This window comes from Breznakia pachnodae (assembly GCF_030814225.1).
In the GTDB taxonomy this organism is placed as follows: Bacteria; Bacillota_I; Bacilli_A; order Erysipelotrichales; family Erysipelotrichaceae; genus Breznakia; species Breznakia pachnodae.
On the sequence record NZ_JAUSUR010000001.1, the window covers coordinates 757,487 to 769,444 of the forward strand.

Consider the following 11,958-nt stretch of genomic DNA (forward strand, 5'->3'; position numbering starts at 1 on the left):
TTTTCTAAAAATATATATACCCTAATATCGTCATTTTTTCATACACGCCACTATTTAGAATACTTATATCAATTTCAGAGTCACTAAATAACTCTGCATAATAATTACGTGCATATTCCGACATATCGCAAATAGCTCCTTTTTTATTACATGGATTATCATAGTTTCCTTGAGTAATGCGGACCTTACCATCTTCTATACTTTCAATGACCGCAACATGTCCATAGTCACCACCACCTAACACAATAATGCTATTCGCTTTAGGTGTAGTACCAGTCTTATACAAATTATTTTTTTGTGCATATGAATACCATTCGTTTGCATTCCCCATATTTGCAGGTAATTCCTCACCTATTTTTTCCCTCACTCTTCCCCAAACATACCAAGTGCATTGTCCTCTTAAATTAATCTTCACATAAGGATTTGCAGACTGATAATGTTCTGTTTCTAAATCAATAGAAGTAACTACACAATGCGTGTTTAACGTATTTAGAACCTCAATATAATAGTTATAATCGTTTTCATTTTTATCAGTTACTTCTTTATAATGTTCTTCTTGATATTTTTTATTATTTTCTACATTAGCTACTAACTTATTTTCATTTAAATATTTCAAATAATCTTCACCATATCTATACGCTTGAATATAAGCAGAAACACTAAAGGTAATATTATTTATAGATGTATATTCATGAAGTTCATTAAAGGTTTTTGATATCTCTTTAACGTCTAATTCCTTGTCTAAAGAGTAAATGCCTAAAACTGCATTTATATATCGTTCATCTGTTAAATTGTTCTTAACAGTTTCTCTCTGTTCTTCTACAGCTGCATCTTTGAATGTCTCAGTTTCGCTATACTCACAACCACTACCAGTACCATACCCCTCACTACCGCTATTACCATCATCTAATCCTGCAATTAATAACAGAAACAAAAGAGGAGCACCAAGCAAAAGTATGATTACCTTTTTCATTAAGCACCACCACCAAAATAATCACGTTGGAACTTGTTTACAATACTCTTAAATGGAACTTTTTCTTTATTATTAAAAATACCCATAAACTCTCGTGTTCCATCTTCTGGATTTTTCTTTAATCCCTTAATGATTTCAATATCATCATCATTAAGTGCAGGAATAAGTTTTTGTAATGAATACAAACTCTTTCCGTCTACTTCACCTATAAATTTGTGTACAGATAATCCAAAAATTTGTGACAATAAATCTTCATTATTATCTAATCCCTTTTTCAAATCATCAGTGGCATGAATCATAAATGTTAATCCACTAAATGCCTTACGACCATACTTTTGTAAAGATACGCAATCTTCTAAGAAACTACGATCAGTTGCATAATCCATAAATTCATCAATCGCACAGTTACACGTGTAAAGTGGGTGATCTAATTCATAAATTTTTATATTTCTACGTTCCATTTCTTCCTCATTACGCTTTTTGTTTAAATAGAAACCATATGAAACATAATTTAGCAGCATTTTTACATAACTACTTAAAACTAATTCATCATCATTATTTTGTAAGAATGAAATATCAAAACACACTGATTTAGTAAGGTCAATATTTAAGTTCGTTCTTTGATTATACAAATAACCATAATTATCAGTCATATCCATTAAACCTAATTCAATGACATAAATATCATGTTCTGCTACTTTACGATAATGTCCTTCCTTAATACGTTTTTTTAATTCTGTTAATACGTCACCGTATACTATCCATTTTTTTACATCATCTAACTTTTTGCCTTTATACTTTTTATAGAAATAATTCAGTAATAATTTAAATTGTTTTATTACTGTCTTATCTAATTTTAAATCTAATGAATTATGCTTTATAAAACCATTTGTAAGTGACGAAATTTTACTTTGTATATCATTATCACGAATAATTCCATCTGTATTTTCTACATAATACATTTGACATGGATTAAGGGTATTCCCCTCATCAATTGTTATATACTCTATACCAATTCTTTTACAGTACTCTCTATATTCTCCATGACGGTCAAATAAGAACTGAACATGATTTCCTCTTAATTCAAGCCCCTCTGCAATTGATTTAAACAATGCCGATTTACCACCACCAGTAATACTCATGAACACCATACAATATGATGTATTCTCAAATGAAAATATATCAGGTGCAACAACTCCAAATGAGGTATAACCTATCAGCATTCCATTCTTATCAACTTTATTGATTTCACTACGCATCATCATATCTGCTACTGTAGAAGAGGAAACCATTTTTCTTACAGGATCACTAAACGAACCTAATGCCTTATAATCTTCATCTAGTGCGTTTGTTTGTGTATATCCCTGCATCTTTAACTCAACTAACTTGTTAACTAATCTATCCAGTTCATCTTGAACCTCTTCTTTTGACTTCCCAAACAAATAAATACGCACAGTCATTGTTTTTACACTATCTTTTGTATTATCTATTTGACGTTCAAAATCTAATAATTGACCTGTATTTTTACTTGCTCTACGAAAGCTAATCCGTTTATTAGTTGTATTCTTTGTATTGTCTTGTTTCTCTAATGAGTTCTCTATTCTCTTGTCATATTCCAATGTTGACATGCTGCTAATATCAGCAGTTACCAATGTATTGTTTCTTGATATAATTGAGTTCAAAAACCCAAATGAAGAATTTTCCATGTAATCAAATATCTCTAAACAAGTAAAGTATTTATTTGCATTTACATAATATAATTCATGCCAACTAATTGATGAATGAGAACATATTTTCTTCAAAAAATCATAATTGTTTTTATCAATTGAAAACACTCTTCTATCATTCCATTTACCTTTTAATTTATCTAACATTCTCATTACTCCATTCCATTATGCAATGTTGATAAAAATTCAATTAATTCATCACCCACATATTCTCTGACGTTCAGGAAACTATAAGCGCTTTTTTTAAATTTATCTTCATCACTTGCTTTAATAAATAAAATAAGTGAAACATATTTTGTTTCATTCCAAATATTCATAAGACGAATACGATTTAATAACACTTCTTGCCTACTAGGATCTGTTTCAGTTTTTGCAATTTCCATATAAAACTCAATATTACTTGTTAACGAATTTTTCTGTTCTTTTGGAAATAGAACTTTGCAATTATCTTGCAAACTATCCATCAATAAACGCATATTTTTATGGTTTCTAATATCAACATCACGATTAACCCCATTAGGTGTAGAATAAGTTATTTTAAATACCTTATAACGCTCTTTATCTTTAGAAATTACATATCCATCTTCATGTTTCCAAATTCCAATTTCATCAACTGACTTTTCTAATAAATAGTCTTTAATGCTTTCTTTATCTTTTCTGATTATCTGCTTAGGGTGTTTCAATTTCTCTAATATATTCATCTTTTCACCCTCTTTCGATATTCTATTTTTTTAAGTGTATAGCGCACTGTAATTAATACTCTGTGATAACCTAATTTTCCTTTATTCAAATTACTAGGTGACAACATGTACCAACATAACAATCCAATAAAAACAAAGAATGGTATTCTTAACTTTGCATGTATAAAAGGTGAAATAAACATATTACCTAACACTACAAATGCAAAAATCATTACTACAACTTCTAATCCCAAATTCTTATCTTCTGAACTATTACTTTTACTATCTCTAGGAATAATTGCCATTTTTTATTCTCCTCTTACTTTCCTTTCATTTCCTTTTTCATTTCTTCTATTTCATCAAGCATCATTTGTCTTTCTTCCTCACTCATAAGACTTTCACTTTCTTCAATCTTACTTTGCGATTCCTGTTCATGCTTATATGATTCATAATCTTTTATATTACTAAAACCATTTGCTTGAGCATCTTTTCCTCTACTCCATACATCACGATTAACATCATCACGAATAATTGCTCTACGTTCATAATCCGCTTTATATTTATCATCATCTCGTTGTTGCTTATCTGCTCTTTCTTGCTCACGTTGTTGTTCTTCTTGTTCTTTCCAGACTTCATTTTTATATGCATTTTTATAATCAATTCCATCTTTTGTTAAAACAATTCCATTTGCTCCATATGGCTTTTGTTCTTCATTTTCATCTATATTTTGATTTTGTGTAGATTCTTCATCAGGATTAACACCTGAACTACTATCTTGACCTGTTCCAGTCCCTGAAACTTGACCACTTTCATTACTTGGTACTGTAGAACCTGAACCACCTTCACTATTTGCAAATTGCATATTACGATCGTTCGCCATATCTTCATATCGATTTTCCCAACGGTTCATATCATCACTAAAGTTTTTATAAGAATCAACTGCACCTTTTCCTGCATCAATAGCACCCTCTACACCGTCTTTTGCCATTCCTACTGCATCAGCTCCTTTGTTAAACATTACTTTACCCATACGTGCAAATCGTTGTCCTGCAAAGAGTGATTTCATCATCATCATTCCACCAGTGTTGACATGTAACTTCTCTAATATCTTTTCATCACCAATCAATACCAACATTCCAATGGCAAAAATTAATATACAATTCCCTAACCAATTTCCTAATATATCATTTTGTAATATTGCAGAAGATAACAAACCATAAAGGCTCATCATAAAATACAATATCCAAATAGATAACGTGTTCCCTACACCCTCTAATAAAACGTCATATACTGCTTTTACATTTGCCAACATACTTCCAAGTGCAAGTCTACCCCACATATATATTTGAAAGTACTGACCACATAAGAAACCTAGCTTAAACAATCCTATTAGAAATATTACAACTGTTAATAATTCACTTACATTTAATGCCAAATAGTCTGTTCGATATCCAAAATACCTTACATCACCTACTCCAAACCATCCATCTTGCAAACTCTCAGTTTCAAATGTTCCATCTGCATTAACACTAACAATCACATCATTAAATACTGCTCTTGGTATTCTTATTTCAGTATCAAGATATTCTAAATCTAATCCATCAACTTCACTCAATGTAACAAGCTTATTTTGTGCCAAAGATTCAACCATATCGTATGTATTCGCTCGAAATAGTGTTTCTGATATTGTTTCATTTTCTTTCGCTCCAATGATTCCATTTGTTTCTTCAACCAATGCTACTCGAATATCAAATAAAACACCCATAGAATATGCAAATATACTTATACACATCAACATAATTACTGCATTTACTACTGGTTGTAATGGATTCCCACCTGAAAACATACGTACAAAAACTATAAATACAAACCCTAAAAATAATAGAATTAATATAATAGTTTCAAGATTTACATTTACTTTTGCGATTGGCTCAAGCGATAAAAAATCATACTTTGCTAAAGTAGTAAAAGACACTTCTAACAAATCTAATAATGTTGCCAATATTGAATGTATTAGCTTTCCTATTCCTCGCAAAGCTACATTAATAAATCCATCTTTTTCTAATTGTGCATATACTTCTTTACTTACATTATTCGCATCATATAATCCTGCATTAACAACAAATGCATTACCATTAATAACGAAGATCACAAATAAAAATGAACCTATTACTGTTAATGACTTACTTATTGATTTTCTTATTGAAACAGTTTTTTTCAATCTATTCTTTTTCTTTTGTTTCTTCATGATATTCATAAAAATACTGTTCAATCCTTTCTTAATTTCCAAAAATAAAAAGGCACTCAATAAAAACCATTTGAAACATATCTAGTTTCTGATTTCTATTAAGCGCCTTTTTTTATTTATTCTATTTTACTAACTACTTTTTAACTTTGAATCCATGTCCAAATTTGTGCTGCACCAAATATAATAATATATCCTGCAATTACTCCTACTGCTATCTTTGCAGCATTCTTTGATTTACTAAAGAAAATCATATACCCAATAACTATAATTGCCAATATACCCAAAATATTTACTGCATTCTGCATTTCAGTTACTGCATCATTTACCTTTGGTTGAAGTATTTCACCAACCATGGCATTTGTTGATGTAGTATGTGCTAACATCATTGTACTTGTTAATCCCATTGACATTGCTAATTTCCTACGTATTCTTTTAAATACAGAGAAACCTCTACGTGTCCATTTCATAATTTTATAAAATGTTTTTTTCAATTTATTCACCTACTTTCTTTGACTTAAAATATTCAAGAATTATATTGCTATCTTTTTCGTCAATCCTTTGTATTAATGAATATCCATATAACCAACTGTCCTTTATCTCTTTAAATGTTATAACTTCATTTGCACTAATAACTAATACAACATAAAATCGTTCACTTGAAGAAACTAACAATTCATTTAATTCAACAGTTATTCCAAATTCTTTGTCCAACTTATCAACAAATTCTTTTGTCTTTTCTTTAATGTAATCAACATTCTTTTCATTTATATTAGATTGGAATGTTAAGTTTATATATATTTTCATTTTTACCTCATATTCTTTTCTTGTATAATTAAATTACAAAGGAGGTATACATATATGAAATTAATTATTCATCATTTTTCTTCCTTGGTTTAATTTTCTTAGTCACAATACCAATCACCAACAATCCTGCTATACCAAGTAAAATCAATCCTTGAACATTTGTAATATCACCAGTTTCAACAATCTCTGGTTTTATTAATTTAACTGTTTGGTCTTTGTTATTGATATCTTCCTCACTAGCAATCAAATCACCATTAGCATAAGCTTTTTCAAATACCACTAAATCTAAATCATCAATACCAGCAGCATCAAATTCAAACCTTAAAATCACAGTTCCATTTGTTTCAGCAGGAGTGAATACTGCTTTTGCAATAACTTCTTTACCGTCTACTACAAATGGCTTTCCAGTGCTCTTATTCATCACAACACCGTTCATTTCTACTTCAATATTAGGAATAAAGTTTTCATATGATACTTTATCTTGCAACGTCACTTTGCCATCTGCTGTAATTTCTTTCTTACCGTCAAATGATGCCATTGTATGAATTTTAGGCTCTGCTACAGTAACTGTTTGACCCTCGTCATTAATATCTTTATGTTCTGCAACAGTAATACCGTCTTTAGTCCAATCTTCATAAGCTACTAATCTAGAACCCTCTAAACCTGTACCATCAAATGTGAATGTTAATAAGACTTTTCCGTCATGCTCTGTAGGTGTAAATAATACTTCTGCTAATACTGGTTCATCATTAATTATCAACGGTTTTTCCTTATATATAATGTCGCCGTTTTCATCAACTTTACCTGTATCAATAGCCAACATTATTTGACCACTCATTTTTTGCTCAACACCGATTTCAGCATTGTAATAAGCAACTTCATCTTGTAGTGTAATTGTCTTATTTGCATAGACTTCTTTGCTACCGTTTAAGTCAGTTAATGTTGTACCCATTTTCTCTTTTGGAACATTAGTAAAATCTACTTGAACAACACTTCCTAGATTTTCCAAATTTTCATCAAATGTAATTGCAATCACTTCATCACTAATATAGTAATTACCATTTGCACTTGTTTCCTCGAAGTATCTTGTTACACCAAATGGAATACTCTTAAATTGTAATGTTCCAAGTTTACTGTCAAATTCAAATGTTTCTAATTCAATCGTACAATCTGCATCTGCATACATTGTCATGACGTTTCCATCTTCTAGCACAGTGTCATTTGTGTATTCATTTTTCTTAGTAAATTCTACATCTGTACGAATTAACTTATTTTCAAATGTTTCACCATCTTCATATACTAATTGCTCGTCATTCTCATATGTGAAGTTATACAATTTATCATCTGATTTTACATAACCTGTAGGAGTAACTTTTTCTACTCTTTTTACAGTCGTTCCGTTTTCTGCAATCATAATCCCTTCAACTTCAACTGGCGTATTTTCACTAAGCCAATACAAACCATCTTCACTGTTAGGGTTAACAATTACATCACCATCTTTATATAACGGTTTACCATCAACTGGATTAGTACCATCACCAACGTATGAATATTCAAAGCCGGCAATTTTTAGTTCTTTTGTCGTTTCATCTAAACGCTCAAATGTTTTTGTATCAACTATCTTTCCTGTTGGCACCTCATTATTAACGTTTATGATTGTTACAAAGTGACCTTCTTCAATTTCCATGTTTTCATTTGTACTTGTAATTGTGAATGGTACAGGGTCTTTAATTCTAATTGCGCCATTAGGTGCAACTAATTCACTATAATAGTAATCACCATATCCCAATTTTGTGAATGTAGTTGTCATTCCAGTTTCATCAGTTGTGAACGTATCAATATATTCTTTACCATTCCAAAGTTTTACAACTTCCATATTTTCATCAAGAATTTGGAAAGTTGCATTATCTCTTGTCCAAACTGTACCGTCATGTTCTTTTACAAATCTTAAGTAACTTGTAAATGATGGATTGTTTAACAAGATAGGGTAAGGGTTTTCGTTTCCATCTTTTGTAGACACTACAAATCTTTCAACTGGCGTATGGTCTTTAGGTGTACTTGTTTCTTCTACATAGTAGTCACCCCAAGCCATTAGATCAGTTTCAAGATATCCAATTGCATTTGTTTTTTCTACAAAAGCTACTGGAGTTTCTTCCCAACTTGTATCATCTACACTTTTTTTCAATTTGAATGTAAATTCGACATCCTTTAACGGTTTAGGAATACCAACTTCACCATTTGTTGAGAATTTCATCAATGCTACTTTACCTTTGATTACATCCTCATATGATGTAGTGGCATGTACTACAACAGATGTATTTTGATCTTTATACGTTAACTCAAACTCATATTTCTTAGGATCTATTTTATAACCTGGACCCGCTGAAAGTTCTTGCCAATAGTAGCCACCTAATTTTAATTTTTCTACTGTAATTTCTAAATCACTGCCGACTGATTCTTTATAAACAAGAGTACCATCTTTTTTATACAGTCCATATACAGACTGCGACATATCAGCATCACCTTGATTGCTCATACCAGTTTCGCTATCACGTTTTTTAAGTGTAGTTGTTCCTGTTACTTCTTTATCTGCAATCTTTACTACTACTGTTTCTTTTTGGTTTGCAATTGTAAAGTGATGCTCTGTAGGATTCAATGTATAACCGTGTGGAGCTTTTCTTTCTACAAAGAAATAATCACCCTCATCTAGTAATCCAGTTGTTACTTTACCTGTAGCATCTGTAACGTACATTCCTAAAGATTCTCTATCAGAATTAAATAGTTCTACTTCTGTACCTGCGATTGCAATTAGCTTGTCTGTTTCATCAACTTTGTTAAACTCTGCATATCCTTGAATTTTGATTTTCGTTCCAAAATTTACTGTTACAGGATCAACATATCCCCCAACAAACATATCTTGACTATCACCTTGTTTACTACGATAAACTGCGTTAACATTACTTGTTTTATCCCATTTTCTAATATTCTGCTCATTTGTTATATCATTAGATGTCGCAGTATCACTTGCAGAAATAATTAAATCATTTCCACTTTTAGAATATGTAACACCATTTTTTGTAAAGGGGAATGTGCCTTTATAATCTTTAAATACACCATTTGAATCAGTAACTGTAATCGTTTCTCCTTGATACAGTTCAAATCTTTGTTTATGAAAACTAGGTCTTATATCATGTTTTGCTACATCACTACTTACTTGAGCCTTAAATGATGCATAATTACCAGTATCTATACCTAAATTCTTCACATTGCCATCACCCATTGCAAGTTCATAAATCATTGCATAAGTATTTGCATAATCTTGTCTTAATTGTGGATTAGCTTGTGCTTGTGCAGGAGTTACATTTGTACCCCACTTTTTATAGAAACCATGATAAGCTATTCTACCAATTCCACTATCAACTTCACCATAGAAGTTAGGATCAATATAGTACACTTTTCCATTGTGTAAAAATAAACCCGGATTCGCACAGAATGATACTTGATAAGTTACTCCATTTGTGGAAGTGAATATCATATCTGTTTGAGGTGCTGGCATATTATCATATGTGATTGTATAGCCAGTAGGAACAGTTAAATAACTAATCACTACTTCATCAGCTTTTACTTTAGTATCACCATTACTAACTAATGATGTAAAAACCATCAACAAAGAAAATATAGGAAATAGTATTTTATGCTTGTTTTTCCATAATTCTTTTAATTTATTCATTCTTTTTCCTTTCTGCCTTTTCTTTAAGACATTTCGACAAAATAAAAAGCACCTAACAAAATACACATTGTATTTCATTAAGCGCCTTTATATCTTTATAACCAATTCTATTACTCAATTAATAGAAATTCACAGTCCAACCTGCTCCTACACAATTTAACGACCACGCTTCATACCCATCATGAATATTCCACCCATCATCACCTACTATCAATAATTGACTTTCAGCATAATTAATAGCATCTTGTTGTGTTGCAAAGGTCATACCAGAATTACCTATATTCGTTGGTGTACATACTGGTTTCTCTGGTTCTGGTTGTGGTGTTGGTGTAGGTGTTGTTACACCATTGTTTGTAGTATTGTTATTAGTCGTACCACCACCGTTATTTGTACTTGTACCATTATTTACATTGGTATTCGTATTTCCTGTAGAAGTACTTCCAGATGAATCAGAACCTGATGTATTGTTACCTGCACTATTATCAGTACTTGTAGCTGCATCATCAGTGGTAGTTTCTTTTTCATCAGTAGAAGAGGTTTCTTTTGTTTCGTCAATTTCTTCCTCTTTCTCTTTAGAAACTTCTTTTTCTTTTTTCTTATCTGTTTCTGACGGATCACTAGATTTTTTTGTTTCAGTTTCGTTTTTCGTAGTTGTTACTACTTTTTCACTATCCCCATTATTTTGAGTTAATGCATAGATGCTTGTACCACCTACTAAAACAAACTCAAACCTAAGATAATACCTATTTTAACTTTTTTTGAAGATTGACGTAACTTTGCAATTACTCCAACTGCCATTTCAGGATTAGAACCTGATTTATTTATTTTTTTCATTGTTGCTTTCCCCTCTCGTTTTACAATTTTAGTATATCACAAATTATGATATACTTGGAACTAGGATATAAAATGACTACCAATCATATATCTTAGAAATGATACCGGCGCTAACTGAATATCATTTCGGAAACGAGCCATTTTAAATGGTTCTTTTTTTTATATCCTAATTCTCTCTACAAACAATTTTAATTTCTATCATTCATTAATTTTTAGATCATATACTATTTTTGATTTAATGGTACACATTTCTTAGCTGTAAACGTTTCAACTAAATCCGCTTGAACATTTGCACCAAATGCACCAGTACCTCTTGCTTTAATTGAATATACAAAATCTACTAAATCCATCATGTCCCCACGTTTAACTGTAGGCGCAGGTTTTTCTTTCAATTTTACTTCAATAATTTCATCTGTTTCATCACTTAAGAACTTTGCGAAATACTCTTCATCATCTGTACCGTACTTTTTGCGTACGTCACATCCTCTAAACATTAATCCACTTCCATAAAATAAACTTGCTTTTTCTTTACTAAAAATTTTCTCTTTTGCCATTTTAATGACCTCCTTCTATTTTTGAAAACTTTTTATACTCTACTAGGAATCACCAATATTTCAATAAATAATGGTTTTTCCAGTTCCACATGAACTAAGAATACTTTCATATCATTCTCAAAATCCTGCGGTTCTTCTTTTTCAGGAACAAACACCGTAACTCGATTATCACCATAAATCTCATTTATTTCTTTCATCTTGTTAGTGACATAATCATTTGTTTGTTGCTCTGTTCCCTCATTCACCAATTCATTATTGATGAATACACCATATAATAATTCATTTTCATCAATTACTACATCATGTAACACTTCACTTTCTTTCATTTTCATTTTTGTACTCCTTATCTTAGGTAAAGCCTGTGTTTTTCATTTTATTACACCCCCCTCTACTACTTTTCAGTAGCAC

At 30.9% G+C, this 11,958-nt stretch carries 12 protein-coding genes; 1 reads left to right on the forward strand and 11 read right to left on the reverse strand.

Annotated elements, in window-relative coordinates; translation table 11 throughout:
* Window positions 1–4: 4 nt before the first annotated feature.
* From J2S15_RS03580 to J2S15_RS03620, 9 genes are all read right to left on the reverse strand, one after another.
* Window positions 5–973, reverse strand: coding sequence for a CHAP domain-containing protein (locus J2S15_RS03580; protein WP_307405548.1), 969 nt, complete (start codon window positions 971–973; stop codon window positions 5–7).
* Window positions 973–2,847: a helicase HerA domain-containing protein gene (locus J2S15_RS03585; RefSeq protein WP_307405550.1), complete on the reverse strand. Its 1,875-nt coding sequence runs from the start codon at window positions 2,845–2,847 to the stop codon at window positions 973–975. The genes J2S15_RS03580 and J2S15_RS03585 overlap by 1 nt, the downstream gene beginning before the upstream one ends.
* Window positions 2,848–2,852: 5 nt before the next feature.
* On the reverse strand, window positions 2,853–3,401 hold the full coding sequence (locus J2S15_RS03590) for a hypothetical protein (RefSeq protein ID WP_307405552.1): 549 nt from the start codon (window positions 3,399–3,401) through the stop codon (window positions 2,853–2,855).
* Window positions 3,398–3,685 carry a DUF5592 family protein gene (locus J2S15_RS03595; protein ID WP_307405554.1) on the reverse strand — a complete coding sequence of 96 codons (288 nt, stop codon included), beginning with the start codon at window positions 3,683–3,685 and terminating at the stop codon, window positions 3,398–3,400. Before J2S15_RS03595 ends, J2S15_RS03590 begins: the two co-directional genes overlap by 4 nt.
* A 14-nt stretch (window positions 3,686–3,699) precedes the next feature.
* On the reverse strand, window positions 3,700–5,670 hold the full coding sequence (locus tag J2S15_RS03600) for a hypothetical protein (RefSeq protein WP_307405556.1): 1,971 nt from the start codon (window positions 5,668–5,670) through the stop codon (window positions 3,700–3,702).
* Between the two features lie 98 nt (window positions 5,671–5,768).
* Window positions 5,769–6,119, reverse strand: a complete 351-nt coding sequence (locus J2S15_RS03605; RefSeq protein WP_307405558.1) for a TrbC/VirB2 family protein — start codon at window positions 6,117–6,119, stop codon at window positions 5,769–5,771.
* Between the two features lies 1 nt (window position 6,120).
* Window positions 6,121–6,432, reverse strand: a complete 312-nt coding sequence (locus J2S15_RS03610) for a hypothetical protein (protein WP_307405560.1) — start codon at window positions 6,430–6,432, stop codon at window positions 6,121–6,123.
* 64 nt (window positions 6,433–6,496) lie between these two features.
* A complete protein-coding gene (locus J2S15_RS03615) occupies window positions 6,497–10,162 on the reverse strand; it encodes a VaFE repeat-containing surface-anchored protein (RefSeq protein WP_307405562.1) in 3,666 nt (1,221 codons plus the stop codon).
* A gap of 118 nt (window positions 10,163–10,280) precedes the next feature.
* On the reverse strand, window positions 10,281–10,427 hold the full coding sequence (locus J2S15_RS03620) for a hypothetical protein (RefSeq protein WP_307405563.1): 147 nt from the start codon (window positions 10,425–10,427) through the stop codon (window positions 10,281–10,283).
* Between the two features lie 82 nt (window positions 10,428–10,509).
* On the opposite strand from J2S15_RS03620, the gene J2S15_RS03625 reads away from it, so the two are divergent.
* Window positions 10,510–10,848, forward strand: a complete 339-nt coding sequence (locus J2S15_RS03625) for a hypothetical protein (RefSeq protein WP_307405565.1) — start codon at window positions 10,510–10,512, stop codon at window positions 10,846–10,848.
* A gap of 372 nt (window positions 10,849–11,220) precedes the next feature.
* Here J2S15_RS03625 and J2S15_RS03630 read toward each other — a convergent pair whose 3' ends face one another.
* Together J2S15_RS03630 and J2S15_RS03635 are read right to left on the reverse strand one after the other, a co-directional pair.
* Window positions 11,221–11,550 (reverse strand): tudor domain-containing protein, encoded by a 330-nt coding sequence (locus J2S15_RS03630; RefSeq protein ID WP_307405566.1) that lies wholly within the window; start codon window positions 11,548–11,550, stop codon window positions 11,221–11,223.
* 32 nt (window positions 11,551–11,582) lie between these two features.
* Window positions 11,583–11,882: a hypothetical protein gene (locus J2S15_RS03635; RefSeq protein WP_307405567.1), complete on the reverse strand. Its 300-nt coding sequence runs from the start codon at window positions 11,880–11,882 to the stop codon at window positions 11,583–11,585.
* Between the last annotated feature and the right edge of the window lie 76 nt (window positions 11,883–11,958).

What these genes read in the sequence shown, in the direction of transcription:
- J2S15_RS03580 (WP_307405548.1), bottom strand. Translation starts at nt 973, where the DNA reads ATGAAAAAGGTAATCATACTTTTGCTTGGTGCTCCTCTTTTGTTTCTG.
- J2S15_RS03635 (WP_307405567.1), bottom strand. Translation starts at nt 11,882, where the DNA reads ATGAAAATGAAAGAAAGTGAAGTGTTACATGATGTAGTAATTGATGAA.
- J2S15_RS03615 (WP_307405562.1), bottom strand. Translation starts at nt 10,162, where the DNA reads ATGAATAAATTAAAAGAATTATGGAAAAACAAGCATAAAATACTATTT.
- J2S15_RS03585 (WP_307405550.1), bottom strand. Translation starts at nt 2,847, where the DNA reads ATGTTAGATAAATTAAAAGGTAAATGGAATGATAGAAGAGTGTTTTCA.
- J2S15_RS03610 (WP_307405560.1), bottom strand. Translation starts at nt 6,432, where the DNA reads ATGAAAATATATATAAACTTAACATTCCAATCTAATATAAATGAAAAG.
- J2S15_RS03590 (WP_307405552.1), bottom strand. Translation starts at nt 3,401, where the DNA reads ATGAATATATTAGAGAAATTGAAACACCCTAAGCAGATAATCAGAAAA.
- J2S15_RS03620 (WP_307405563.1), bottom strand. Translation starts at nt 10,427, where the DNA reads ATGACCTTTGCAACACAACAAGATGCTATTAATTATGCTGAAAGTCAA.
- J2S15_RS03630 (WP_307405566.1), bottom strand. Translation starts at nt 11,550, where the DNA reads ATGGCAAAAGAGAAAATTTTTAGTAAAGAAAAAGCAAGTTTATTTTAT.
- J2S15_RS03595 (WP_307405554.1), bottom strand. Translation starts at nt 3,685, where the DNA reads ATGGCAATTATTCCTAGAGATAGTAAAAGTAATAGTTCAGAAGATAAG.